Here is a 25209-nt window from a genome sequence, read left to right on the forward strand (position 1 = left end):
GCATTTTGTTGCTGGCACAATGCTTGAAAGCATAGTAGTTGGATAGAAAACAATAAACATGCTTAAAAGCTTTCTCCTTATTTCTCTAAGAGGTATGTGGAGCAAGAATAGCACTACACTGTTAAACATCACCTGTTTAGCTTTGGGGATTGCTAGTTGCCTCTTCATTTCAAACTTCATTATACATGAACTTAGCTTCGATAGGTTTCATGCTAACTCAAGTAATCTCTACAGGGTAGAAACCCATAGTTATCATTTTCAAGACATCACCAAAAAAGATGCACTAACACCCTTTGAAGAAGGACCTAAGCTAACTGATGAATTCAATGAAATATCGGGATATTTTAGACTAATCCCTTACTCTGAAAATCGCTCAGTCTTCTTAAAAACCCACCCCAACATCAAGAAGAAAACCAATTATGTTGAAACAGCATACTTTGCTGACCCTAGCATTTTTAGCTTGCTAGACATAGATATAATTGAAAAAAGAGAACACCTTCTAGCCAAAACAAATAACATTGCCATTTCAGCCCAAGTGGCAGAAATGCTGTTTCCAGAAAAATTCAACTCTGGACAATCCATTTTGGGTGAAAAAGTTCGACCCGAATCTCTCGATAAACTTGCTGAGCCTTATGAAGTAGTGGCCGTCTTTAATCAGCTACCTAAAAACTCACACCTACATTTCGATGCACTTTTCTCTATTGAAAGCAGTCATCCTTATAAAGTAGACACCAAGATACTAGACACACATACCTATGTATTACTAAATGAAAATGTAGACTATCGAACCCTAAATAGTCAACTGTATAAAGAAAAAACAGACACCCAAAATCCAAGTGCGTTCTTTAGCAGCTCAGCGCTTTTCCCTTTTGAAAAAATACACCTTGGTCACCAAACGTCCAATCAACCCTCCCCTCCTACAAGCTCAATTCTTCTAGTCTTTTTAGGGGCTATTGGCATTATCGTGCTGTTGCTTTCTACAACCAATTATGCCAATAATTCCATCATAAAAGCATTAGGCAGAGCAAAAGAGGTTGGCATAAGAAAATTACTAGGAGTAACACCTAACAGCTTACGCAAAAGCATTTTTTACGAAGCCCTGCTCATTAACCTTGTTGCCGCAATTCTCGGTACAGTTATATTTATGATTGGCCAAAAGTCTGCTGACCTTTTTATAGATATAGGCTACCCTGTGGGTTTAAACTCTGAACGGATTACGCTTCTGGTATTGATTGTTGCATTTTTAGTAGCCATTAGCACCTTTCTCACGGCCTCCTACCCTTCATATCTACTAAATTCTTTGAAGCTAACTCAAGCTTTAAAAGGCAAGAATTTAATTTTTCAATCAAAACAATCGTCTCGTGGAGCTCGAGTTATGAAAGGCCTGCTTGTCTTTCAATTAGCAATGTGTCTGATATTTATTTCAGGAGCCTATGTAGTTTATAAGCAACTTGAGTTTCTTAAAGAGAAGGATAATAGAAACATAGTGATAGAGGTACTAGGGAAGTTTCCTGGGCTCACTGGGGCAAACGAATATGCTGCCGACTTAAACATGAGTTACCTTTATGAGGCAGTTCTAGAGGAGAAAATTAACTCGTTCAAAGTGTCCAATTTATACAATGGTCAAATTAATATGAGACAAGAAATTGAACCATTGTATCAAAAAGGTGACTCAAGCTCTTTTCAGGGTAAGTTTATCCTTTCTTTAATAGATCACAATTACTGGAAGAACGACACTACCCACTTTATTAGCGGGGCTAACTTTAGCTCAAAATTCGGAGAAGATTATAGAGGCATTATTGTTAATGAGTCGGCTTTAGAGAAGATGAACTTTCACAACCCAGAAAGTGCAATTGGAGCTGAAGTAGGCAAGTATAATAGCATGCTTACTATTAAGGGAGTTGTCGAAAATGAGACTAAAAATGAACCGCCTATGGTCTATGTTACAGGCTTTAGGTATCCAACCTACTTTAACATCTCCCTAAATGTAAAAGGAAGTTCTGCTGAAAAAATAAACTCCGCCTTAACTCAATTTCAAAATGACTTGCAGTATGATTTACCAAAATTCTACTTCATTACAAGGAGTTTTGAAAACCAGTCAAAATTGGAAAAGAACTTACTAAGTCTGTTCGTACTCTTCACAGCTGTAGCCATTTTCATTGCTTGCATTGGAGTATACACGCTATCTGCATTTACAGCACAAAAACGCACTAAAGAAATAGGAATGAGAAAAATACTTGGGGCTACAGTTCCCCAAGTACTGTATATTTTAATCTATGATTTTATAAGACTCATATTTATAGGCAGCACCATTTCCATTCCTCTAATAGTTATAGGAGTCAGAAACTGGCTGAGTAACTTCACTTACCGAATAGAACTACAACCCTTAATGCTCATTGTGCCTATCTTAATTCTCTGCGTTCTTTCTGCGGGTCTTATCATCAAACAATCGTGGAAAGCTATTGTAGTAAACCCATTAAACGCTATCAGTAATATTACACACTAGTAGCTATTCAAAAATTCTAAAATTGTAGTATAAACGTAGTCCAAATCATCATCGGAAATAATGTATGGTGGTATTAAGTAGATCACATTCCCCAATGGACGAATTAAGAGCCCTTTTTCAATAAAGTAGGGGTAAAGGTGATGCCTGGCTTCGTTGAAATATGATGTATCTTTTTCTGTATTGATATCGAAGGCCAAAATGGTACCGATTACCCTCGCGTTTCTAACCATAGAGTGGCTCTCTATCTGTTTCAGAAAAGCCAAATGCCTTTGATTGATTCGCTCGCGATTATTATTACAATCATCCGTTAACAGTAAGTCTAAAGAAGCATTGGCTGCTGCGCAGATCATAGGGTTACCAGTGAATGAATGCCCATGAAAAAAAGTCTTCATCAGATCGTTTGACCGGTATGCCTCTTGAATTTTCTCAGTACAAGAAGTTACACCCATTGGTAAAACACCTCCAGTAAGCCCTTTAGACAAACATATAATGTCTGGCTTATGCTCTAGCAGGTCTGCCGCAAAGAGGGTTCCTAATCGGCCAAAGCCTGTCATCACCTCATCTGCAATGCAAATCACATCATGCTCCTGAGCCAAAGCTATCATACGATCGAGCAACTCGGCAGAGTAGAACTTCATACCAGAAGCTCCTTGTACTATTGGTTCGAAAATAAAAGAAGCTACATCTCCAGACTCTACAAGCCCCTTGAAATGCTTCCACACCTCATCTTCCTTATCAGCATCCGGAAAATCAATGAACTCTACTTCAAATAGATACGGATCGAAAGGAGCTGTAAACGGCCCTCTATCACCCACCGACATGGCACCAAATGTGTCTCCATGGTAGGCGCCATCAATTGCTATGATTTTCTTCTTTTCAATCCCTTGATTATGAAAGTATTGAAAAGCCATTTTGATGGCCACTTCAGTAGCTGTACTTCCATTATCTGAGAAGAAAATTTTAGACTGATTATCGGGCAAAATATCAAGGAGCCTCTCCGCTAATCGAATAGCTGGTTCGTGAGTAAAACCAGCAAAGATCACATGTTCAAGCTTATTGGCTTGCTCTGCAATAGCCTGAGCAATATAAGGATGGCTATGCCCATGAATATTAACCCACCAAGAAGAAATTACATCGATAATTTTCTTTCCATCTTTGGTGTATAAATTCACCCCCTCGGCCCTCTCTAACATCTCCGGTTCGGTCATGCCTTTAAGTGGAGTAAAAGGATGCCAGATAGCACTCTTATCTCTTTCTAACCAACTACTCATACCAGCTTAACATCAATTGATCTGCCCAATACTGAATTACTTCTGGCGTAACTTTACCAAGTTTTGGCAAGTGCAATAGCGGCCTATACCCACTATGCTTTAGAATAATCTGCTCACTTTCTGGGTTACCATCTCCATTGAAAATGATGCCTTTCACGTTAAAGTTATTTCGCTTTAAATAGTCTACCGTGAGCAGTGTATGGTTGATACTTCCCAGATACAAATTGGCTACCAGAATAATTTCCATCTCCAATTCCTTCGCAATATCAATTACAAAGTCTTCTTGGTTAATAGGCACCAATACTCCGCCAGCTCCTTCTACCACAATTTCATTAGTAGTTTCTGGCTCCACAAAATCATCCAGTTGAATATGAAGATGCTCGAAACGAGCCGCTGCATGAGGAGAGGCTGGCAACTTTAACTGATGCGTTTCTGGATGAAACTGTGTTATAGAGTTGCTCACCAGTTTCTTAACTTCTTCCGTATCTGTAGGAAAACCAGCTTGAATAGGCTTCCAATAGTCTGCTTTTAAGGCTTCTACCAAAATGGAAGACACTAGTGTTTTGCCACTATCGGTGCCAATGGCGGTAACAAAGTAATTCATGCCTCAAAATTAAGGCTTAGAATTGTGAATGGTCTTATAAGAAGCTATGAGTTTTTCTTTCAGTTCGTTGAAGCGCAAAGGTTTTACCAGGTAATCGTCTAAGCCCAAGGACATTCCTTTTTCAATGTCTCCCTTAAACGCATTGGCGGAAACTCCAATGACTCTAGGTTGGTTTTCCAAGTCCATTTGGCGCACTAGTTTTAGCACTTCATAACCATCCATCTGAGGCATGGCAATGTCTAGGAGAATAACATCGAAGGTCTTTGTCTTAAGCTTTTTAATTACATCTAAACCATCAGACACCACTTCAGGGACATACCCCATTCGCTCCAAGAACAAGGTAGTTAGCTTTCTGTTTACGGAATTGTCTTCCGCCATCAACACACGCATTGGGTAGTCTTCTCCAATAAAATCTTGTTGAGCCTCTTCTTCAGCCTGATCTTCTGGCTTAGCCGGCATTTTACTCGCTAATTTTGCTCGAATACTGAAGGTGAACACAGAACCAACCCCTACTTCGCTCTCAACGCTTATTTTGCCATTCAACATTTTGACTAGCTTCTTTACAATAGCTAAGCCCAAGCCTGTGCCACCAAATTTTCTGGTATGAGAAGAGTCTACTTGAATGAACTCACGGAATAATCCTTGAAGCTTATCTTTAGGAATGCCAATCCCGGTATCTTTAATCTTGAATAGCAGGTTTACGTTCTTATCAGTAAGCCTTTCAACACTCACCCTCAATACAATTGAGCCATGCTCAGTAAACTTTACAGCATTGGAAAGCAGGTTTAACAGCACCTGACGCAACCTTCCCCTATCGGTACGAATGAAGTTAGGTACATCTTCATCTACCACAGCATTCATGAGAATTCCTTTACGCTGTGCTTCGAACTTAATAAGCCCAATGGAATCATCTATTACCTTTTTCAGGTAGAAAAGAGACTCTTCAAAGGCAAGTTTACCCGATTCAATTCTAGAGTAATCTAGAATATCATTGATTATTCTCAATAAGGTATCGCTGCTAGACTGAATGGTTTCTACAAACTCTTTTTGCTCTTCATTCAAGTCTGTTTCTGCCAAAAGGCTAATCATACCGACCACACCATTCATTGGTGTTCTAATTTCATGACTCATAGTAGCCAAGAAATTACTCTTGGCCTGAGCAGCAGACTCTGCAGCGCTTTTAGCCTTTCGTAGCTCCCTTTCAAGCTTCTTTTGTGGGGTAATATCCCTAGAGATAACAAGTACTCTTTCCTCGTCCAGCTTAATTATTCTGCCTTCGAAGAACTCCTGCTCATCTCCTTCCCCAAAGTCGTATTCCAAGGTTTGAACCTGACCGCTCTCAAACGTTTTTTGTATGGCCTCTTCAAAATAGATTCCTTTTTGTTCAGGCACCACATCTTTAACCCGCTTTCCAATAAACTCGCTAGGCTTAAACCATAGGTCATCTTCCTTAACCACCTGATAATCGCTATAGCATAAATCTCTATTGATAGTGAACATGGGGTCAGGAATTGAATCCAATACCAGCAACTGTTGTCGCTCACTTTCTTTAAGCTCTTGCTGAGCCTTGTATACACTGGTTAAATCTCTGGCTATTCCATTAATGTAATCTACATTGCCCTCGGAGTCTAATTGTGGGGTTTCATAAACCTCCAGCATATGTGTTTCACCGTTACCATCCTTAATCTCTAGAAAATAGGGTTTCAATTCGTCAAACTCTAGATTGAAGAGTTTTTCAATATGATGGTAGAGATTCTGATTAACAGGATTTTCAGTAATAAACTGCCGAAAGTGTAATGGGCCACCTTCTTTCTTATACCCTAGCAATCTCTCTACATTGCTAGATGTATAGTGTACTTCGCCATTTTTGTTATATCGAAAGTAGAAGTCTGAAGAATGCCCCATGAGCAATTCCCATGACTGTCGGAGGGAATCTTTCCTTTTCGTAATAATTTCATTCTCTTGCTCAAGTCGATTTTTACGGTTTCTCTCAATGAACAAAAGAACAGCTAAAAAAATAATGAGCGCACCTGCAAAAATCAGAGCGTAGGTCATGTTAGTTGAGTGTAGTTGTAACGGACGCTCAATTTAGTAATTCATGGCACTTTTTAAAGAGCTTCCCATCTCCTTAAATCGATCTAAAGCCTGATTTAAAAAATTTTCATTCAAAATATCTTCCAATTCTTCTTCAAGCACATCTAACTCACTCACCTTAAAGGTTTGTTCAAAAGGCCCTTCTTCTAGTTTTATTATGTATTTACCATTCCAAGAAAACACAGTCACTTTACAAGGCTTGTCCAAATACTCCTTAACAACTCTCATAGTTGCGAATAAAGAACCAAAAGTATTAGAAAACAAATGGCCATTTATCAGAAAGAAAACCTAACTCTTTCATAATTAAATAAATAAGCTTAAAGTTGAGTTACTTTCTTCAACCTTGAGACTAAAATTTTTCACCCTTCTAGGGTTCTTGGTGTACAGCGGAATACTGGCACAAGAACAAAAGAGCATTCATATCAGAGAAGCTTCTACCCCAATAACGCTTGACGGAGTGCTGAATGAACAAAGCTGGCTTGAAGCCGAAAAGAGTTCTGATTATTGGATGAACTTTCCTACAGACACCCTCCTAGCCTCTACCCAAACCGTACTCATGTTCACCTATGATGATAAGTTCATTTACATTGGTGCGAAGATGTATAATGTAGAAAACCCAGGCTATGTAACCCCTTCTTTAAGGCGAGACTTTAGGGGAGCAGGGAATGACATGTTCACCATTTCGTTCGATACATTTGACGACAACACCAATGCCTTTCAGTTTGGCATTAATCCGTTTGGGGTAAGAAGAGAAGGGCTCGTGGTAAATGGTGGCGCACAGAGAGGGAATCTATCACTAGACTGGGAAAACAAATGGTATGGAGAAGTAACCCGAACCGATGCATACTGGGTAGCAGAACTTGCAATTCCTTTTAAAAGTATCCGGTATAAGGAAGGGAACTTAGTCTGGAATATTAACTCATATAGAATTGACTCTAACACTGGCGAACGATCTATTTGGAATCCTGTTCCACAAAACTTTGCGCTGTACTCACAAGCGCATACTGGTCAACTCATTTGGGATAAAGCACCCAAAAAACCTGGAGCCAATATTTCGGTGATCCCTTACATTTCGGCCAATGCTGCCGCTTCTGGTGGGTTTCTTAATAGAGATGATGGCGTTGAGCTGCCTAGAGATACGGAGTCGGGATTTGATGCTGGCTTCGATGCAAAGATTGCCCTTGGGCCATCTATGAATTTAGACATTACTGTAAATCCAGACTTTTCTCAGGTAGAGGTAGATCAGCAAGTAACCAATCTTGACAGGTTCGAGATATTCTTCCCGGAAAGAAGACAGTTCTTTCTTGAAAATGCTGACCTTTTTGGTGAATTCGGAGCACAAGGCTTACGTCCTTTTTTCTCACGCAGAATTGGGGTTAGCAGAGATGAAAGCACAGGAGTAAACGTTCAAAATAAAATCAACTTTGGAGCTCGCTTGAGCGGGAAGCTGAACAACAATTGGCGACTTGGAGTCTTGAACATGCAAGCTGCAGCACTTGAGAATATCGACTTACCAGAGATCAATTACACGGTTACAGCACTTCAACGGAAAGTATTTTCTAGGTCTAATCTGGGTTTTATTTTCGTAAATAAGCAAGACCTAGCCAATGAAAGCAACTCTAGCTTCAACCAATATAATAGGGTATTAGGACTAGACTACAACTTAGCTTCAGCAGACAATAAGTGGAACGGCAAGTTCTTTTATCACAGGAGCTTTGAGAAAGGTGGGGCTGACGATTCATACGCAGCTTCTGGCAACATACTTTACTCTACAATAAACTGGCAAATAGAAGCACTTTTGCAGTCAGTTGGCGATGGCTATAGTCCTGAGGTAGGTTTTGCTAGAAGAAACGGATATGACCGAAATAGTTTAAGTCTCCAGAAAAACTTCTACCCTCAATCCGAATCGATTCAAAGAATCAGCCCTACAATATCTTATGAAGGTTATGCTAACGAGTCACTAGGATTAACTGATTATCAAATAGGTATTGGCACTGACTTTTCTATGCTAAACACTAGTTCTTTCAGCATTCAAGTAAACCAAACCTACCTCTATCTTTTCAATGATTTTGACCCTACAAGAAATGGTAACCAGAAGCTCCCTGAAGGTACAGATTACCGATACACCAACTTACGGCTTAACTATAGAGGAGACACCCGTAATCCGTTTTATCTTAACTTAAATGCAAATGCAGGTCAATATTTCAACGGCAACAGAATTGGACTAGGAGGAAGCCTGAATTACAGAATCCAACCCCTTGGCCTCATTACTATGGACTTTAATTACAATAGGATTAGGCTACCAGAACCATACGGAGAAGCAGATTTATTCCTTATTGGCCCAAGATTGGATATCACCTTCACCAAGAAACTGTTCTGGACTACCTTTATTCAATACAATAATCAAATAGACAACCTGAACATTAACTCAAGAATTCAGTGGAGATTCAAACCAGTATCTGATGTATTCATAGCCTATACAGACAACTATTTCCCAGATGACTTCATCAATAAAAACCGAGCGCTTGTTATAAAGGTCACCTACTGGCTTAACCTATGAGGTATTAGGCAAAAAACACCCAGGAAGCCATTCTACTATTGAAGGTAGGGTAATCTCAGGTGAAATTCCTAAATAAGTCTTTTTTGAGCCCTTAGTCTCTTATAATCTCGAAAGAGTGTTCAACTTCACTCTTCAATGTTCCGGCAACAGAGCAGTACTTTGTGGCTGCCAAATGTCCGAGCTTAGTAAACTCTTCCATGGTAGCATCTGGAGACTCAAGAATGAAATGCAATTTGATGTGGGTAAAAAAGCGTGGTTGCTCTTCTTGACGAGTACCTTCAGTCTCAATTCTAAGCCCATTCACGGTCTTTTTTCTCTTCTTTAGCATTTGCACTAAATCTACAGAGGCACAGCCTGCCAAAGCAGAAAGAAGTAATTCGGTTGGCGATTGCCCATTCTTCTCATCTGCAGGACGCATATCTATATGCACCTTATTGCCATTAGGGTTAACCGATTCAAACTCGTAATCTCCAAGTAACGTGGTGGTTGTCTTCATATTGCTGAATTGCTAAACGGATGCAAAATTAAATCATTTTCACACCCAACCACACAATACGGAAATAAGTTTCTCTGTTCTTGCGGTATACTCAAAACCTAAGAACCATGAAAATGTCGAACCTCAAAATACTTCTAGCAGGGCTTTTATGCCTTGTTTATTCCTGCTCAGGGAATGACGATACCAGCACAGGTCTAGTGGTAACCATTGAAGATCAATTTGTTAACCTACCTTCTAACGTCTCTGTATTTTTCAGGGTAGAAGATGGGGCAGGGAATGGAGTTGCCGGTTTATCGGAAAGTGACTTTACCATTTATGAAAACGGGGCGAAAATCTCTGAGTTTGAAGCCACAAGAAAGATCCAACCCAATGAACAAGTTTTTGACTACCACATCACTTTGTTGTTAGATCTGAGTGGAAGTGTTTTAGGAGGAGAAAGTTTAAGTGGACTAAAAACAGCCGCCAAGAGCTTTATAGATGAGGTTGTACCTAGCGAAGGTGCTGTTAATGCTCAGGCGGTAAAAATGGAGATTTGGTGGTTCGATGGTTCAGAGAACATTAAGCAGTTACAGGGCACATCTACCAACCGAACTACGCTGAAAGCTGCCATTGATAACATCAGTGCTCAAATGAGCTCAGATAATTCAACAAACCTTTACGGTGCTGTAATACAGGGCATAGGAGTGGCCTCGCAAAAGCTGTCTCAAACCCGTCAATTAGATGAAATCGCCAGCAGCGCTGTGGTCATTTTCACGGATGGAACAGACCAAGCAAACAGAAACACTAAAGGACAAGCGCTAGAAGCCGTAAAAAAGGCCGACAGAGACATGTCTATCTACACCATAGGGCTAGGACAAGAGATTGACGAGCCTACACTCAAGTCTATTGGAAAAACAAGCTTTGTTTCGGCTGTAAATATTGGAGAGCTATTAGACAAGTTTAAGGAAATAGGAGACTTGATTAATGGAAAAGCGAACAGCTATTATTTATTAGAATATTGCTCACCCAAAAGAAACGGAAGCAATCAGCTGACAATTGAAGCTAACAAAGGGGCCTTAAAAGGTAGTTCAAACACCTTTTTTGATGCTTCGGATTTCAACGGAAGTTGCAGTCTAGAATAAACCATCATGGACTGAAAGCACCATAGTTTTAGAAGCAGCTGAAAGTCACTTTGAATGGCGGACTTAGAAAAGGTACGTCCCGAAAGTTTCGGGATTAGATTTACGATTGACGTCAAACAAAATTTGTACATGATAAATTCCAGGGTGCTTTTTAGAAGCTAAAGCGAAATGCACTAAAGTGTATAGTTTTAACTCTTTTTGTGACCAATAAAAGTGATTAAGTGAAGCCTATTGCCCTTTGCTCATAGGAAAAGTAAGGGAAATGGCTTCTTTCTTTAAGTGAGCCTTTGCACCCATCTTCTCTATAACCTCAACAGCATAAGTAGCTACAATAGAATTCTCTATTACGCTGGAGTCGTAGGTGGGAATCACTAAACTAATATCGTTTTCAGTGCTTTCTACTTCAATAGTAAGTACACCTTGAGACCTTCTGTTTAAACACCTAGTTAGAGCTCTCAAGCCTTTCTCTAACAAGCTCATATCTACTTTAACAAGCCCAACCACGGAGGTCAACTCTCCCCTTTTGGTCACCGACACTCCATTGGTACTTAGAAACTGAAGAATAGTATTAACACTATGCAGATCCAGCTTTACGCACTTCATTGCTGCATTCAGCTCTTCCATCTCTTGAAACTGACGCTGCAAGGAAAATATCCCAGTGTCTGCTCCTGTTGACTGATTGATATTTGGTTGTTCCATGGCCCTCATTTTCTTCCCCAGATAATACAAATGATGAGCACTAAACTCTCATCTTGACTTATTGAATGAAAAAGATGCTCAGAACATTTCCTATTTATCAGATATAAAAAACCATCTTGAATACGTAAATTAGGTGATACACCTACAAAAAACTATCTTAATGTAAATGAAGGATATGGATTATGAATTAGAACTAGATCTTGAATACCATCATAGAATTCTGAAAGTATCCATAAATTGTCCTATTTCTTCATTTACATGGACTTAAATTGATCCGCAAGGCTAAAATCAGGGATGAGTGGTTTACACACAACAATACGCTATACACATACATAATGATTATTTAGGATATGATCTTATATTTATTACAGCTAAAATTGCAGACTTCTGTGAGTCACAGTAATTCAAGCTTTATTTTTTTATCTGCTTTAATTTAATGCACGCAGGCAATGGCTAAGAACTTAGAGATTTTATTAGTAGAAGATAACCAAACAGACATAGTACTTCTGAAAAGAGGCATCGAAGCCGAGAGCCTAGAAGTGAATATTGAGGTGGTTGAAACAGTAGAAGAAGGGATTAATTATTTACGTAAAGAAAATGGCTTTGAAGATGCCCTTAAGCCAAACCTAATTATATTAGACTTGAATCTACCAAAAGACAGTGGTTTGAAGTTGCTTGAATTTGTGAAAGCCGATAGCACACTAAAAACCATTCCAGTAATTGTGCTTACCTCGAGTTTTGATGAAAATCGTATTGACGAAAGCTACCAACGACATGCTAGTTGCTTCATTAATAAACCAGAAAACTTATCGGAATTAGCAAATATGTCCAAAAGCATTGTGGATTTCTGGTTAAAAGTGGCTATTCTTCCAAAAAACAACTCCAAACAGTAATGTCAGATAAATCCATCCTCTTAATTGAAGACAATTCCGATGACAGGTTTTTGCTCAAAAAACTCTTGTCTTTTGGTAGTCTGAGGGACTGGAAGATACTTGAGGCTGTGCGAATTGCCGAAGCATTAGATCTAATTCAGCAACAGACTCCAGACATTATTTTACTAGACTTATCTCTCCCCGATTCTTATGGTGAAGAAAGTTTTTTCAAGGTTAAACGTAATGCGGGGAATATTCCAATAATAATCCTTACTGGCTTATCTGATGTAAAACTCAGTAGAAAGCTCATTCAAGAAGGTGCTCAAGACTATCTGGTAAAAGGAGAATACAATCCGAGGCTGTTGGAGAAATCCATTCAATATTCTATTGAAAGACACAAGCTCATGTTGGAAAACAACAGATCTAAGGAGCGCCTTATCGATTCGGTGCTGGAAGCCCAAGACAGCGAAAGAGCGAGAATAGCCAAAGAACTACACGATGGAGTAGTTCAGAGCCTTACGGTGGTATCCATGAGTTTAGGCATGCTACAAAAAACCATTTCTGAGTTTGATGAAAGAAGCCAAGTGCACTACAAAAGATGTTCTGAAAACCTTTCATTAACTATAGACGAAATTCGTAATATTTCTCACAAGCTGATGCCGAGAGTGATTACTGAAATGAGACTTCAGGAATCTCTTGAGTCTTTAGTGGAGGATATGGAGCAGGCCTCCAATATTCATTTTCACTATTTAGTAAATCTGGAAAATGAACCTGAAGTAAATCTAAAGTTGGCCATCTTTAGAATAGTGCAAGAGCTAGTAAATAATGCGCTAAAACACTCTCAAGCCAATTCAATCTTTATTCAACTAATAGAGTACCCAGATTACATCTCACTAATGGTAGAAGATGACGGACAAGGCTTCGACAAATCTTTAGTGCAAGAAAACAAAAACTGTTTCGGACTCTCCAGTCTTGAGAGCAGAGTAAGTGCGCATAACGGTAGTATAGAAGTAGACTCTAAACCAGGAAAGGGAACAAACGTGTTTATCTCTTTTGAGAAGAATCTATCAAATGAACCAAAGGACTAAACCAACCCTTTCTCAATAGCATAAATTACAAGACCTACAACCCCTTTAGAACCAGTTTTCTCCATTAAATTACGCCTATGGGCGTCTACTGTTCTTGTACTAATGGAAAGCTCGTTAGCTATTTCTCCATTGCTATACTCCTTCATCATCAACCTTAAAACTTCTTTTTCTCTCTGAGAAAGAGGAATTTCTACTAAAGCACCTTCGGCTCCTTTACGCTTAGCCAATGATTCTACAATTTCATGAGCAACACTATTACTGAAATAGTCCTCACCATTCATAACCTGAATAATGCCAGCCTTAAGCTCTTCTTTATCACAGTTTTTTAGAATGTAACCATGTACACCAGTCTCCAGCATTTTCTTGACCTGCTGAGATTCGTTAATCATGCTTAAAGCAACAACCTTTAGCTCTGGATATTTAAGCTTAACCTTACCAACCAATTCATAACCATCCATTACTGGCATACTTATATCGGTAAGCACTAAGTCTATTTGGGCATCTACAAGCCTAGCCAATGCTTCCTCCCCATTAACAGCCTCCTCTACTATTTCGACCTGATCGTCATTAACGAAATAGTTCTTAATGGCGACCCTTATCATTGTATGGTCGTCAACAATGAGAATTCTAACTTTTTCGGACATTCTTGCTGATGAGTTCGTTCAAAAATAATTTAACTGGGCTTAACTAATTAACCCAGTTCACTCAGAAGATTTCGGTAGCTTAACGGTTTTGAACCAGAATTTTTCAATCTGCTTAACTAAGTCAAGAAATTCAATAAAATCCATTGGCTTGGAAATGTAGCTATTAGCAAAGCGTTCGTAGCTTTCTTCCACATCTCTTTCGTTTTGGCTAGTGGTAAGCACTACAACGGGAATTGTTTTCAGGTTTTCATCGAATTTAATTCTTTCGAGCACCTGTTTACCATCGACCTTTGGCATGTTAAGATCTAACAAAATAAGCCCAGGAATAACGGCTTTTTCATAAGGCGGCTCTTTTCTCAAAAACTTCAGACATTGTTCACCATCATTCACCACATCTATAATTGCATCTACTTTAGATTTAGCAAATGCCATTTTAGTGAGCATTACATCTTCTTTACTGTCTTCAACCAATAAGATTCTAAACTCCTCTTTCATTCTTTGCTCTTATTTAGCTCAAAGATAAAGGAACTTCCTTTACCATATTCACTTTCAACTCGAATGGTTGAGTCATGTTTATCCACAATCTTCTTACAAATAGCCAAACCAATACCCGTACCTTCATATTCTTCCCGAGTGTGTAATCGCTGAAAAATGGTAAAAATTCTTTCAAAATACTCCTCTTTAATACCAATTCCGTTGTCTTTTATCTTGAATTGATATTTCTCCCCCACATCAGACCACTCAATTTCTATTTTCGGATCAACATCAGGCCTTCTGAATTTAATGCTATTCCCAATAAAATTCTGGAACAGCCGTCTCATTCTACCTTCATCACCATAAACTACTGGCAACTCGGGGTGCTTTATCTCTGCATTGGAATCAATAATCTTTAGACTCAGGTCTTCCTTCACTACATTGATTACCTTATTTAAGTCTACAGGAACAGCATCTCTCTGTTTTGTTTCTAACCTTGAAAGTACTAGTAAGTCATTTATCAATGTCTTCATTCGGGCCGAGGCCTTAATAATACTTTCTATAAAGAGTTTGCCTTCATCATCGAGCAAATGACCATAACTCATCTCTATGAGCTGAAGATAGCTAGTAATAACACGTAACGGCTCTTGCAAATCGTGAGAAGCTACATAGGCGAAGTCTTGAAGCTCTCGGTTTGAACGTTCTAGTGCCTTAAGAGACTCTTGTAGCTTTTGTTCCTTCAAAGACTCATCTGTAATATCCATTACAATACCAGCATAATATTGCCCCTTGGTGTGTGGCAGGTTGACAAAGACCCCTTTATCTTTGACTATTCTCACCTCATTACTTTGGTTGATAATTCTATAGCTCAATTCATAATCTTCATCTTTCTCAATTGCCTGCTTAATGGTACCTTCTACCCGCTCTCTGTCTTCAGGATGAACCGAATCCAAAGCTACTTGCAATGAAGGTTCGATTTCTCCTGGTTCGTAGCCCAATATCTTAAATCGGCCATCGGACCAATAGCGCTCTTGCCTATCAAAACTCCACCTCCAATTACCCAATTGCGCCAAATCTTCTGCCTCTTTAAGAGCAGATTCATTTTGAGTTAACTGTTCTTCCTTTCTCTTTAAATCATCAATATCTTGAAAGAGGCCCTTAAGCTTTACAGGCTTTCCATCTTTCAATTCGGCTTTACCTATAGCTCTTACCCATAGTTCATTTTGTGAAGCGGTTATAATCTTCAGTTGAACATCGAAAGGTTCACTGTTTTGAATTGCATTTGTAACTAACTCTGATATCACCTCTCTATGGTCTGGATGATAGAAGTTCAACGCTGAGGCTACATCTACATTACAACCTCTTTCCATCTCGTGAATATCATACACTACATCGCTCCAATACAGTTCATTTGATTCTACATCAAGATGCCAATAGCCCAACCGAACTGCCTTCATGGTATCGTCATACATCTCATTCAGTTCAACGAGCTCCTTGTTTTTTCTCTTCAGCTCATCATTTATATTATCAAGTCGAGAAATACTAGGGAATTTCAAGGCTTTAGGATACAGCTTGAAAAGCATTAAAACTGTACCTAAGGAAACCAAGCCCGTACACATTTTTGCAATAGCAGAAACCCTATAGTAGGGCTCCCAAATATTGATAACATCAATAAGGTGGCCTATTCCACAAAAAAAGATAAAGGCAGCAAAGGCTTTAAATACCACTCCAAACCTCAGATCTTCTCTGTTTTTAACAAACTTCCAAAGTAGTATTGGAATGGTCATGTAGGATAAAAAGGTGAGTAAATCGCCAATTACTATGGGAATTAGGATGTCTTTTTCCCAGAAATAGCAATGGCCATGAGGCATGAAGTCGTTCTCAAAAACGTGTCGGAGGAGCTCGAGCATTGGCAATAATAGAAAATTACATTCTTTAATATGTAAAGAAATGAGCGTTATTGCCAGAAATAGATTACATACTTAGAAAGGTTCTATAAGGCTCCTTTGCACATTTTGAAATACATAATCGTGTTCTTGAGAAATGCCTAGTTTTTCGAAAACTCTCCAATAAGCTCTAGGATACAGCTTAGAAGTATAAGTGGTAGTTCTGGTCATTTTAGTTTTGGCGGGCGCAAGTGAATCAAAAGTGTAAATGGCCTCTTTAAAGCCTAACCATACTCTTCCCGTCAACTCATAGTCTATCACATCCATTTGTAGCAGCTCGCCAGGTTCATAGGCAGTAACTTTTTCAATAATTCGACCTCCTTCGAAGTAACAGACTCTAAGTGCATTAACTTCTTCCTTTTCTAAAATGCACTTGAAGGGAACGGGCAAATCAAGTTTCATAAGAAAAGGCTTTGCACCATACAGCGTATCTACCGATTTGATGGCATCAAAAACTTCGATGGCAGAGTATGGCAATATGATTTCGGTAGAAACCAATTCTACATGTGGCTCATTTGGAAGCATGCCATTTTCTAAAGGCACTGCTAGAATGAAAACGAGTAGTGGAGACCAAATTACTCTCACCCTTACCTCCTCTCTAACTTTACGATATTTCTCTATCAGATGAACAATAATTACACCCAGAAATAACGGAACAATAATAAGAGGAAGTAAAAAAATCACACAAACCATTCCTTCAATTCCCGCTATAATGATGAAAAACAGAAAGAGGGCAAGGGCCAAAATGGCCCCATAAAACATTGCCTTTTTATTCGGATGAATCCCCAAGCTAAGCCCGAGTATCACTGGAAAGCACAGAAACATTACCCAACCATATTCAACCCACCCCTGATGTAAAAACAACATACCTAGGCCAAGGAAAACGGTAGTTTGAATTATTGAGACACGGAAGCTTCTGTCTGCCCAAATATGCCTGAATCCAACCTTAGGCATGTTCAAGCCTGTTTTCCTTCCCGCTTTTTCGAATTTGGAAGAATACATAAATATTTAAGAAGTGCATTCCGCCTAAAATCAATGTGATTATCCCCACTCTTTTAGACAATCGAATGAAAAGGTCTGATAGATCATTTACAGAGCCTATTGCATCTAGAGATGATACTGCGAAACCTAAGTTGATTAAGTAGAACCCAACCACCAACAGCCTATTAACACTATTGGCAAACTCCTGGTTACCGGAGAAAATATCGACCAAAAAAACTCTGCCACTTTTGAACAAAGTTGATGCTACCCAAATGGTTAGTCCAATGGTTAAAACTAAGTACAGAACGTAAGATGTAATTGCGTAACTCATGATTGTATTGTTTAAATGGATGATTAGAAATTATTGCATCAGAAGATCTTGTAAGGCCTGATTCAAATCAGGGAACTTAAACTTGAAACCTTCTGCGAGAAGCCGATCCGGTGTAACAAAGCGGCCATAGAGAGCCAATTCCGGGTCTGTTTTGAAAATATATTTAGCACCCAAACGGGTGATGAATTCTGGTGCTGAAAGTCCAAAAGGAACTTTCATCGTCTTCCTCAAGGATTTCATGAATTCCTTGTTAGAAACAGGGTTAGGTGAGGTGATATTATAAACTCCACTATTACCAGGATTCATCAAAGCTTGAAATACAATTTCGTTGAAGTCAGTCTGATGAATCCAGCTCATGCCTTGTTTACCTGTGCCCACTCTTCCACCCAAACCCAACCTCACCAATCTGGACAAGCTTTGAAGTGCTCCTCCATTCTTACCGATCACGAAACCAGTTCTTAGAATCACCCCTCTTGTCTCTTTATTCAAATATTTGTCAAATTCTGTTTCCCATGCTTTTCCTACTTCCGGAGCCAATCCGTACCCTAATGGAGCCTCCTCATCACAAAACTTAAATGGTGGATCCCCATAGATATGTGCCGTAGACATTTGAACCCAGACCTTAGGACACGTTTTTGCCTGGGCTATAGCACACCCTATTATTCTGACAGATTCAACCCTAGATCGGAGAATCAAATCGCAGTTATCAGGAGTCTTTACACAATCAACACTCCTTCCGGCAAGGTTAATAATCCCAAAGGCATCATTAAACTCATCCGCCCAATCACCAAGACCGTGACCATCCCACAGTAGAAGTTTGTGTTGAGTAACCACTCTTTTTCTGGCAACCAAAACGACTTCAAAACTTCTGTCTGTCAAGTAATCAGCCAATGAAAGCCCAAGGAATCCAGTACCTCCGAAAATGACGACTTTCCTTTTCATGACTTAGTCGATTTGATCTGAGAATTAGTTCTTTCCTTGTAAGATTTTTGAACCACAAAACATTGATAAGCCACTATAAACCAAGGCACTACCAATAAATAAACCCAGTAAAAGTCTTCATGAATTTCTTTGAATCTACTGGCTATATAAAGACCCAAGAAATACCCCAACGTTAGAAACCAATAAACTCGAACACCTGCTCTTACTATCTCACTCCTCCTCTCTAGAGTAGTTATAAAATGAAACCCTACAGCTAATTGAAATATCCCCAATGGCATCATGATTAAGGCTTCAAACATTAATTGACTAAAATCTTCATTTAAAAAAGCCAGTAAAAACAAAAGACAAACTAGGCCGAAAACGATCTTCATAACCGCAGTATAAAATCTATAATTTCCCATACTTTTATTATTTTCAATATTTTCTGAAAGTTTCAATCAAAATTTTTAGCGCATCATCTTCATCAGAACTTGAAAGAACCAATTTTTGTCTGAGCGAATAAATTTATCCAGAGCCCCATCTACTTGTTTGGTAAAACCCGATAGATCACTAGTTACTTTCTTGAAATGCTCCACTTGAGGAGTATCCCCTTCTATTTCTTGTACTTCATTCAAAACTCGCATCACTGGCTCAATCTCTCTCCTTCTCCTTTCTCTCGATACTTGTCTAGCCAGTTCGAGAATATCCTTTCCTGTGGTGAAGTACTCTTTCCTCTCCCCTGGCTTTAAGACTTTCTGAACAATACCCCAATCCATCAAAGACCTCAGGTTCATATTGGCGTTACCTCTGGATATTTTCAATTCTTCCATAATATCCTCAGTGGTTAAAGCCTCTTCTGTAATTAGTAGAAGTGCATGAATCTGCCCCATGGCTTTGTTAATACCCCAGGCCGACCCTAGTGTACCCCATGCCTGAATGAACTGATCTTTGGCTTTGTCATATTGCATAGTGCTAAGGTAATAGTTTGTTTTTAACTTTCAATACTTTCTGAAAGTTTAATTAATAAATATTAAGAGATTGACTAATTTGAATCATGCACGCACAAACAATTGATGAAGTAATTGACCAACTAGACAGGATAATCAAAGAGTGTCTGGCGGACGATTCTAAACTAGCCTTCTTCCCCATCCTCTACAGAAAGGTAACCATTGCTGTAAAGGAGGGCATTGAAAGAAAAGACTTTGATGACAACGAGCGAATGGAAAAGCTCGATGTAGTTTTTGCTAATCGTTACCTAACCGCTTACCAGCAGTTTAAAGCAGGAGAAAAACCAACAGACTCTTGGCAAATAGCCTTTGATGAGGCACATGCTTTTTGGCCCATAGCCCTACAACACTTGTTAGTTGGCATTAATGCTCACATTAACCTAGACCTTGGCATTGCAGCAGCGGAAATTGCAGACTCTGATCTAGATTCTCTAAAAGCGGACTTTTACAAGATCAATTCTCTATTAGCTTCTATGGTAGAAGGAGTTCAGCAAGAAATTGGTAGAATTTCTCCAGTTATCGGAATATTGGATCTGCTAGCTGGCAAGCTAGATGAAAGACTAGTAGATTTTTCTATCAAAATCGCACGTGACGGTGCTTGGGATTTTGCCAATGAGTATAATCAGGCAGAAGCTTCACAAAGACCAACCTTGATATCAAAGCAGGATTTTTCCATTGCATGGCTAGGTAAGGACATTATGAAACCCGGCAGGTTCCTTCGACTAGTTGCTGCTTTTATTAAAGTATTCGAAAGAAAGAAGGTGCATAAAATTGCAAAGGCACTCGAAGGTAATTAGTCTCATTCTTTGTACTATGTACTAAATACTATTTAATACCCCTTTATTCCTGCCTCTACCTTTATAGGTAAATAGTTGGCATCAGGTACTTTCGGGCACTCATATTTGTCATTGTAAGCACAGTAAGGGTTGTATAGCTTATTGAAATCTACTGTCCAGATTGTTCCTTCAGGAATTCCTTCATAATGCATATATCGTCCGCCACCATAGGTTTCATTGCCAGTAGTTTCGTCTACTAAAGGAAGAAAAACATAGGTCGGCATACCAGGTAAACTGAACCTTTTCTGCTCTACATAAGCTTCAAGAGTGCGGTTTTCGCCAAGTAACTCGAAATGAAGAATCCCTATTCGCTTGTAGATTTTTGCACCACCTGTACTAGTAGCTAGCCGAAAAGGTTTCGAATCTGGAGTCGGTTCAAATTTCGCCTCAACCCTATAACTCTCTTGAACAGGATAAAATAAATGACCCGTGAAATCCTTTCTCTCCTTCTTAGATAAAGGCGACTTAACAGGGTCTAGATACTCTTTATTCAAATCTTCCTGCCAAACCTTAATCTCCTTTAAATAATCAGCTTCTTGAGCTTGAGCCACACCAAGAATAGCGATTAGCGATATCATCAAAATTAATCTATTCAAGCCTCTATACAGTTTTAACTACCCCTTTCCGTTGCAAAATAAGACCTCCAATTATACTTATCACGAAGCCTATCAGAAAAACAGTTAAGAACATCAACAAAGCTTGCCCTTCTATGGAAAACATAAAGTTATTGCCAGAAAGCGCCTCGGCATATTGCTGTTGAAATGCTGGAGTTCCTCTTTCTAAACCCATAGAATACGCAAAATACTTCTCGTTGAACTCAGGGTCGATGAACAAAACATATACCGTATTGTACAAACCGAATGCCAAGCCACCAATGGTTGAAATTCCTAGACCAATTTTGAAAGCGTCTCCAAATGATAGCTGCCCACCTTGCTCCTTCCTATAATTAAGTTGGGCTACAATGATTAACAGCATAGCAATAACTATCGTAGAATAGCCTATAAGTTCACCAACTGCAAAACTGTCTGGGCCGAGCCCTACAATAGCAATTGAAAGAAGCGGAACACCTACTATTAAAGAGGCTCCAATAAGTCCGAATTTGATTATCAGTTTTTTCATCAGATGTTTTTTTGTTCTCAAAACAGCCCTTTCTGCTGTAATTAAGGCTCATACTTTAGTATGAAATTACAGAATTCTCGTCATTCAGAAGAAGAACATTTTGATGTTAATCGAAAATGAGCGACTGAAGAATCTCCACTAGTTGCGCACCCAACAAACAGATTCTTCGCTTTGCTCTGAATGACGCATAACCGGAGTTATTGTATAATCCTCAACTCCTTAGCCCTAGTAACCGCTTGTGTTCTGCGTTTTACATCGAGCTTTACAAATAGATTTGATACATGCGTTTTGATAGTATTTTCAGAAACGAAGAGCTTCTCTCCTATCTCAATGTTAGAGCAACCTTCAGCAATATGATGTAACACTTCCATCTCACGTTCGGTAAGACCAAGACTTTGAATTCTGTCATGATCTATTTCTATCGATGGACTTACTTCTATAATCTCCACTTTCCTAAATTTCAAACCGAGATAAACCCCTAGCCCAATGAATGCCGCTCCAACAAGGCCAATGGTTAGATCTTGCGACATCTCAGGGATAAATAAAGACATTTTGCTCAGCTGAAAAAGAATCAGCAAAGCTGCTATGAGTAAACCAAAACGAAGGATGACTTTAAACATGAATTTGAAACTAGTTATAAGAGACTCAAATCAGAATCCTAATTAAGAATTTTTAATTACTTGACATCCCCTGTGCATCTATATGCCGCAGCCATGGGCAGAGATCTTCTACAACATGGTAACAATGAGATTCCCGTTTTCACGGGAATGACGTTCTAAAGAATATTAATTCTGTTTCCTCCACTCAAAAAATTCAGTCTGAATAAAAGTGGCAATTCAATTACTTTTAAGAAAATCCACCTTATGAAAACCAGAGCTTTCTTTCTCCTTTTCGCATTAACCATTATTGCTTGCCAGCCTAAAGAATCTGTAGACATTCTGATTACTCATGCAGAAGTAATTGATGTCGAAACTGGTGAAATTTGGTCTGATCAGATGATTGGAATCAATGATGGAACAATTGTCTTCATCTCGGATGATGACGCAAAAGACTACTATGCAAAAGAGACCATTGATGCCAATGGCAAATATGTAATACCCGGACTTTGGGATATGCACATTCATTTCCGAGGTGGAGAAGAATTGGTTGAAGAGAACAAAAGTCTTATTCCACTCTTCCTTGCCAATGGCATTACTGGAGTTCGTGAAGCTGGTGGTGATATGACTCAAAAGATCTTCGAATGGCAAGATGCTATCGAAACTGGAAACATGAAAGGCCCTAAGATTTTCACTTCTGGGCCTAAACTAGATGGGCCTGGCGGTACATGGGCAGGATCTATCCCCGTAACCACACAAGAAGAAGCTGTTCAGGCAGTGGATTCATTAATCGACTTGGGTTCCGACTTTGTAAAACTTTACGACAGCAGAATATCTCGCGATGCTTACATCTGGATTTTGGAAGAGGCAAAAAGAAGAGGCATTAAAACCTCTGGCCACATGCCATTCAGCGTAATGCTCAATGAAGCGGTTGAAGCCGGTTTAGGCTCCGTGGAGCACCTTTATTATGTACTTAAGGGAACATCTACCGAAGAACAGGAAGTCACCGATGATGTGATTGCTGGCAAAGCAAGTTTCTGGGGCTCAATGAACAGGTTAATGGCTACTACAACTAAGGAGCAAGAGCAGGCTGCTTTTAACCTATTAAGAGATAACAACACTTATGTTACTCCTACGCTTTATATCGGCAATGTTCTCACTTATTTAAAAGAAGTAGACCACGCCAATGACCAATATTTGAACTATGTTGGCGATGGTATTATCGACACCTATCAGGGAAGAATTAGAAGTGCGTTGAACGCCAATGAAGAGTTCACTCAAATGCGAATTGATCTCAACAATACTTTCGTAAATCTTGTGCCGAAACTGCATAAGGCTGGTGTGACACTGCTAGCTGGCTCCGATTGTGGCGCTTCGAATAGTTACGTTTATCCGGGCGAATCACTTCATGGGGAACTCAAAGCTTTGGTAGATGCGGGGCTTCCAGAAATTGAAGCTCTCAAAGCTGCTACAATAAATGGCGCAAAATTTCTTGAAGTGGATAGTTTCTATGGAAGTCTAAAAACAGGCAAGTCTGGCGATTTGCTAATTCTGAATGACAATCCGCTGGAAGACATTAGCAACAGCAAGAACATTAGTGGTATGGTACTTCAGGGTAAGGTCTATACAAAGTCTGATATGGATGCTATGCTGGAGAGTGTGAGGAAGAAGTAGTTTTGGTTTACGCTGTCATCCCTGCGCAGGCAGGGATCTCCCTATTATTCCGCAAACGACTGAGATTCCCACCTACGTGGGAATGACAGAAGGCTATTTACCAATCCAACTCTGGAGCTTCTTTTCCAGAAACCTTCTTTCTGTAATATTCAAAGCCTGACTGATGGACTTTTGCAGATGAACTCTGGCAGCAGACCAATCACCAATTTCAGCATATAAATCAGCCTTAAGAGCCAGAAAAGACTGATTCCCATTTATAATTTCTTCTAGACCTTCCATTTCGTTTAGAGCGAAACTTGCTCCTTTCACCTTACTCAAAACAAGGACTCTGCTCATTTGAACCACAGGCACTGGCTTCAACTTAACAAGTGTGTCGTATAAGCTTAAAATAGCTTTCCAGTTTGTCTTTTCATGGGATGCCGCAGTGGTGTAATAGCAAGAGATAGCCGCCTCCAACTGATAAACCGATGAGCCCTCAAACTTTGATGAATCGTGCAAAAACTGCCAGCCCCATTTGATATGGTCTTCATCGTATTTGGTTCTATCCTGTTTTTCCAAAGTCAGGAGATTTCCTGCTTCATCTATTCTAGCAGGGAAACGAGCTGCTTTGAGCAGCATCATAGAAATGAGTGCTTTCAGTTCTCCATTGTCACAACTTGGCTCATTGGTTAGTAAGAAGGCTAGTCGTATTGCTTCTTCGCAAAGCTCTTGCTTTATCAGTTGGTTCCCCTCTGTTGCCTTGTAACCTTCGTTGAAAAGTAGATAAATGACTTGCAACACCGCTTCCAAACGTTGTTCCAAGTCGGCACCAATTGGTACTTTCAACTCCCCCACTTCCTCTCTAAACTTAACTTTAGCTCGAGTAATGGCTCTTTTAGTCGCTTCCTCCTGCTTCAAAAAAGCCCGAGCGATTTCCTTCACAGACAAACCGCAAAGGAGTTTAAGGCTGAGCATCAATTGCTCCGTTGGTTTCATGGTCGGATGACAACAAGCGAAAATCATTCTCAGCTGATCATCAACAATTGCCCTCTCCTCCGGAAGTACGTTTTCCTCCTCCTCAATATGATTGGTAGAAATGGCTAAGTCGTATGAAACAGACCGATTGTCCTTCCTCAGATAGTCGATAATTTGATTATTCGCAACTCTGTACAGCCAAGCCGAAGGGTTATCTGGCATGGGCTGAAAAGACCAAAGCTTAGCCGCTTTATACAGCGACTCTTGCACCGCATCTTCTATGGTGTCAATCAGCTCAGGCGAATACTTATTAGCGAACATGGAAACCAGCTTACCATACTCATGGCGAAAAAGATGATCTAGCTTTTGATTGACTGCAGTAGGCATAAAAAAAGTCATTCCCGAAGTCAATTTG

General features: G+C 39.5%; 25 protein-coding genes. 7 read left to right on the forward strand and 18 right to left on the reverse strand.

Annotated elements, in window-relative coordinates; genetic code table 11:
* The first annotated feature begins 58 nt into the window (after positions 1-58).
* Positions 59-2506, forward strand: a complete 2448-nt coding sequence (locus T7867_RS01020; RefSeq protein ID WP_322299747.1) for an ABC transporter permease — start codon at positions 59-61, stop codon at positions 2504-2506.
* Here T7867_RS01020 and bioA read toward each other — a convergent pair.
* From bioA to T7867_RS01040, 4 genes are read right to left on the reverse strand one after another with little or no spacing between them, the layout of a single operon-like run.
* Entirely contained in the window at positions 2503-3777 is a 1275-nt protein-coding gene (gene bioA / locus T7867_RS01025; protein WP_322299748.1) for an adenosylmethionine--8-amino-7-oxononanoate transaminase, read from the reverse strand. The genes T7867_RS01020 and bioA overlap by 4 nt on opposite strands.
* Positions 3770-4381, reverse strand: coding sequence for a dethiobiotin synthase (gene bioD, locus T7867_RS01030; RefSeq protein ID WP_068219581.1), 612 nt, complete (start codon positions 4379-4381; stop codon positions 3770-3772). The genes bioA and bioD overlap by 8 nt, the downstream gene beginning before the upstream one ends.
* Positions 4382-4390: 9 nt before the next feature.
* The gene (locus tag T7867_RS01035; protein WP_322299749.1) at positions 4391-6436 is read right to left on the reverse strand and encodes an ATP-binding protein; all 2046 of its coding nucleotides are present in this window, start codon (positions 6434-6436) and stop codon (positions 4391-4393) included.
* Positions 6437-6469: 33 nt separating this feature from the next.
* Positions 6470-6703, reverse strand: coding sequence for a hypothetical protein (locus T7867_RS01040; protein WP_068219575.1), 234 nt, complete (start codon positions 6701-6703; stop codon positions 6470-6472).
* 115 nt (positions 6704-6818) lie between these two features.
* Here T7867_RS01040 and T7867_RS01045 point away from each other — a divergent pair, with 115 nt between their 5' ends.
* Positions 6819-9035 (forward strand): DUF5916 domain-containing protein, encoded by a 2217-nt coding sequence (locus tag T7867_RS01045; RefSeq protein ID WP_068219571.1) that lies wholly within the window; start codon positions 6819-6821, stop codon positions 9033-9035.
* A gap of 91 nt (positions 9036-9126) precedes the next feature.
* Here T7867_RS01045 and T7867_RS01050 read toward each other — a convergent pair whose 3' ends face one another.
* Positions 9127-9531 carry an OsmC family protein gene (locus tag T7867_RS01050; protein ID WP_068219568.1) on the reverse strand — a complete coding sequence of 135 codons (405 nt, stop codon included), beginning with the start codon at positions 9529-9531 and terminating at the stop codon, positions 9127-9129.
* 113 nt (positions 9532-9644) lie between these two features.
* On the opposite strand from T7867_RS01050, the gene T7867_RS01055 reads away from it, so the two are divergent.
* Positions 9645-10652 carry a VWA domain-containing protein gene (locus T7867_RS01055; protein ID WP_157717584.1) on the forward strand — a complete coding sequence of 336 codons (1008 nt, stop codon included), beginning with the start codon at positions 9645-9647 and terminating at the stop codon, positions 10650-10652.
* A 228-nt stretch (positions 10653-10880) separates the two neighbouring features.
* Here T7867_RS01055 and T7867_RS01060 read toward each other — a convergent pair whose 3' ends face one another.
* Positions 10881-11351 carry a hypothetical protein gene (locus T7867_RS01060; RefSeq protein WP_322299750.1) on the reverse strand — a complete coding sequence of 157 codons (471 nt, stop codon included), beginning with the start codon at positions 11349-11351 and terminating at the stop codon, positions 10881-10883.
* Between the two features lie 449 nt (positions 11352-11800).
* On the opposite strand from T7867_RS01060, the gene T7867_RS01065 reads away from it, so the two are divergent.
* Together T7867_RS01065 and T7867_RS01070 are read left to right on the forward strand one after the other, a co-directional pair.
* Positions 11801-12244 (forward strand): response regulator, encoded by a 444-nt coding sequence (locus tag T7867_RS01065; RefSeq protein WP_322299751.1) that lies wholly within the window; start codon positions 11801-11803, stop codon positions 12242-12244.
* On the forward strand, positions 12244-13311 hold the full coding sequence (locus T7867_RS01070; RefSeq protein ID WP_322299752.1) for a hybrid sensor histidine kinase/response regulator: 1068 nt from the start codon (positions 12244-12246) through the stop codon (positions 13309-13311). The genes T7867_RS01065 and T7867_RS01070 overlap by 1 nt, the downstream gene beginning before the upstream one ends.
* Here T7867_RS01070 and T7867_RS01075 read toward each other — a convergent pair.
* The 8 genes from T7867_RS01075 to T7867_RS01110 all read right to left on the reverse strand — a co-directional run bounded on the left by T7867_RS01075 (position 13308) and on the right by T7867_RS01110 (position 19576).
* The gene (locus tag T7867_RS01075; RefSeq protein WP_322299753.1) at positions 13308-13955 is read right to left on the reverse strand and encodes a response regulator transcription factor; all 648 of its coding nucleotides are present in this window, start codon (positions 13953-13955) and stop codon (positions 13308-13310) included. The two genes, T7867_RS01070 and T7867_RS01075, sit on opposite strands and share 4 nt — an antisense overlap.
* 57 nt (positions 13956-14012) lie before the next feature.
* Positions 14013-14450, reverse strand: coding sequence for a response regulator (locus T7867_RS01080; protein ID WP_273276989.1), 438 nt, complete (start codon positions 14448-14450; stop codon positions 14013-14015).
* Positions 14447-16339: a sensor histidine kinase gene (locus tag T7867_RS01085; RefSeq protein WP_322299754.1), complete on the reverse strand. Its 1893-nt coding sequence runs from the start codon at positions 16337-16339 to the stop codon at positions 14447-14449. The genes T7867_RS01080 and T7867_RS01085 overlap by 4 nt, the downstream gene beginning before the upstream one ends.
* A gap of 72 nt (positions 16340-16411) precedes the next feature.
* Positions 16412-17329 (reverse strand): polyketide cyclase, encoded by a 918-nt coding sequence (locus T7867_RS01090; RefSeq protein ID WP_322299755.1) that lies wholly within the window; start codon positions 17327-17329, stop codon positions 16412-16414.
* On the reverse strand, positions 17322-17687 hold the full coding sequence (locus tag T7867_RS01095; protein WP_322299756.1) for a hypothetical protein: 366 nt from the start codon (positions 17685-17687) through the stop codon (positions 17322-17324). Before T7867_RS01095 ends, T7867_RS01090 begins: the two co-directional genes overlap by 8 nt.
* 30 nt (positions 17688-17717) lie before the next feature.
* Entirely contained in the window at positions 17718-18629 is a 912-nt protein-coding gene (locus T7867_RS01100; RefSeq protein WP_273515730.1) for a TIGR01777 family oxidoreductase, read from the reverse strand.
* On the reverse strand, positions 18626-19066 hold the full coding sequence (locus T7867_RS01105; RefSeq protein WP_273515729.1) for a hypothetical protein: 441 nt from the start codon (positions 19064-19066) through the stop codon (positions 18626-18628). The genes T7867_RS01100 and T7867_RS01105 overlap by 4 nt, the downstream gene beginning before the upstream one ends.
* A gap of 9 nt (positions 19067-19075) precedes the next feature.
* A complete protein-coding gene (locus tag T7867_RS01110; protein ID WP_273515728.1) occupies positions 19076-19576 on the reverse strand; it encodes a GbsR/MarR family transcriptional regulator in 501 nt (166 codons plus the stop codon).
* Between the two features lie 86 nt (positions 19577-19662).
* Here T7867_RS01110 and T7867_RS01115 point away from each other — a divergent pair, with 86 nt between their 5' ends.
* Positions 19663-20412 carry a DUF5995 family protein gene (locus tag T7867_RS01115; RefSeq protein ID WP_273515727.1) on the forward strand — a complete coding sequence of 250 codons (750 nt, stop codon included), beginning with the start codon at positions 19663-19665 and terminating at the stop codon, positions 20410-20412.
* Between the two features lie 32 nt (positions 20413-20444).
* On the opposite strand, the gene T7867_RS01120 is transcribed toward T7867_RS01115, so the two are convergent.
* From T7867_RS01120 to T7867_RS01130, 3 genes are all read right to left on the reverse strand, one after another.
* Entirely contained in the window at positions 20445-21047 is a 603-nt protein-coding gene (locus tag T7867_RS01120) for a DUF1684 domain-containing protein (protein ID WP_273515726.1), read from the reverse strand.
* A 4-nt stretch (positions 21048-21051) separates the two neighbouring features.
* Entirely contained in the window at positions 21052-21570 is a 519-nt protein-coding gene (locus T7867_RS01125) for a DUF4199 domain-containing protein (RefSeq protein ID WP_273515725.1), read from the reverse strand.
* A 197-nt stretch (positions 21571-21767) separates the two neighbouring features.
* On the reverse strand, positions 21768-22190 hold the full coding sequence (locus T7867_RS01130; protein WP_273515724.1) for a response regulator transcription factor: 423 nt from the start codon (positions 22188-22190) through the stop codon (positions 21768-21770).
* Between the two features lie 243 nt (positions 22191-22433).
* Here T7867_RS01130 and T7867_RS01135 point away from each other — a divergent pair, with 243 nt between their 5' ends.
* Positions 22434-23840, forward strand: coding sequence for an amidohydrolase family protein (locus tag T7867_RS01135; RefSeq protein WP_273515723.1), 1407 nt, complete (start codon positions 22434-22436; stop codon positions 23838-23840).
* Between the two features lie 93 nt (positions 23841-23933).
* Here T7867_RS01135 and T7867_RS01140 read toward each other — a convergent pair whose 3' ends face one another.
* The gene (locus T7867_RS01140) at positions 23934-25193 is read right to left on the reverse strand and encodes an RNA polymerase sigma factor (protein ID WP_068219515.1); all 1260 of its coding nucleotides are present in this window, start codon (positions 25191-25193) and stop codon (positions 23934-23936) included.
* Positions 25194-25209 lie beyond the last annotated feature (16 nt).

The sequence above is a fragment of the Roseivirga spongicola genome, from assembly GCF_034376045.1.
GTDB lineage: Bacteria > Bacteroidota > Bacteroidia > Cytophagales > Cyclobacteriaceae > Roseivirga > Roseivirga spongicola.

What these genes read in the sequence shown, in the direction of transcription:
- T7867_RS01020 (WP_322299747.1), top strand. Translation starts at nt 59, where the DNA reads ATGCTTAAAAGCTTTCTCCTTATTTCTCTAAGAGGTATGTGGAGCAAG.
- bioA (WP_322299748.1), bottom strand. Translation starts at nt 3,777, where the DNA reads ATGAGTAGTTGGTTAGAAAGAGATAAGAGTGCTATCTGGCATCCTTTT.
- bioD (WP_068219581.1), bottom strand. Translation starts at nt 4,381, where the DNA reads ATGAATTACTTTGTTACCGCCATTGGCACCGATAGTGGCAAAACACTA.
- T7867_RS01035 (WP_322299749.1), bottom strand. Translation starts at nt 6,436, where the DNA reads ATGACCTACGCTCTGATTTTTGCAGGTGCGCTCATTATTTTTTTAGCT.
- T7867_RS01040 (WP_068219575.1), bottom strand. Translation starts at nt 6,703, where the DNA reads ATGAGAGTTGTTAAGGAGTATTTGGACAAGCCTTGTAAAGTGACTGTG.
- T7867_RS01050 (WP_068219568.1), bottom strand. Translation starts at nt 9,531, where the DNA reads ATGAAGACAACCACCACGTTACTTGGAGATTACGAGTTTGAATCGGTT.
- T7867_RS01055 (WP_157717584.1), top strand. Translation starts at nt 9,645, where the DNA reads ATGTCGAACCTCAAAATACTTCTAGCAGGGCTTTTATGCCTTGTTTAT.
- T7867_RS01060 (WP_322299750.1), bottom strand. Translation starts at nt 11,351, where the DNA reads ATGGAACAACCAAATATCAATCAGTCAACAGGAGCAGACACTGGGATA.
- T7867_RS01065 (WP_322299751.1), top strand. Translation starts at nt 11,801, where the DNA reads ATGGCTAAGAACTTAGAGATTTTATTAGTAGAAGATAACCAAACAGAC.
- T7867_RS01070 (WP_322299752.1), top strand. Translation starts at nt 12,244, where the DNA reads ATGTCAGATAAATCCATCCTCTTAATTGAAGACAATTCCGATGACAGG.
- T7867_RS01075 (WP_322299753.1), bottom strand. Translation starts at nt 13,955, where the DNA reads ATGTCCGAAAAAGTTAGAATTCTCATTGTTGACGACCATACAATGATA.
- T7867_RS01080 (WP_273276989.1), bottom strand. Translation starts at nt 14,450, where the DNA reads ATGAAAGAGGAGTTTAGAATCTTATTGGTTGAAGACAGTAAAGAAGAT.
- T7867_RS01085 (WP_322299754.1), bottom strand. Translation starts at nt 16,339, where the DNA reads ATGCTCGAGCTCCTCCGACACGTTTTTGAGAACGACTTCATGCCTCAT.
- T7867_RS01090 (WP_322299755.1), bottom strand. Translation starts at nt 17,329, where the DNA reads ATGCCTAAGGTTGGATTCAGGCATATTTGGGCAGACAGAAGCTTCCGT.
- T7867_RS01095 (WP_322299756.1), bottom strand. Translation starts at nt 17,687, where the DNA reads ATGAGTTACGCAATTACATCTTACGTTCTGTACTTAGTTTTAACCATT.
- T7867_RS01100 (WP_273515730.1), bottom strand. Translation starts at nt 18,629, where the DNA reads ATGAAAAGGAAAGTCGTCATTTTCGGAGGTACTGGATTCCTTGGGCTT.
- T7867_RS01110 (WP_273515728.1), bottom strand. Translation starts at nt 19,576, where the DNA reads ATGCAATATGACAAAGCCAAAGATCAGTTCATTCAGGCATGGGGTACA.
- T7867_RS01115 (WP_273515727.1), top strand. Translation starts at nt 19,663, where the DNA reads ATGCACGCACAAACAATTGATGAAGTAATTGACCAACTAGACAGGATA.
- T7867_RS01125 (WP_273515725.1), bottom strand. Translation starts at nt 21,570, where the DNA reads ATGAAAAAACTGATAATCAAATTCGGACTTATTGGAGCCTCTTTAATA.
- T7867_RS01130 (WP_273515724.1), bottom strand. Translation starts at nt 22,190, where the DNA reads ATGTTTAAAGTCATCCTTCGTTTTGGTTTACTCATAGCAGCTTTGCTG.
- T7867_RS01135 (WP_273515723.1), top strand. Translation starts at nt 22,434, where the DNA reads ATGAAAACCAGAGCTTTCTTTCTCCTTTTCGCATTAACCATTATTGCT.
- T7867_RS01140 (WP_068219515.1), bottom strand. Translation starts at nt 25,193, where the DNA reads ATGACTTTTTTTATGCCTACTGCAGTCAATCAAAAGCTAGATCATCTT.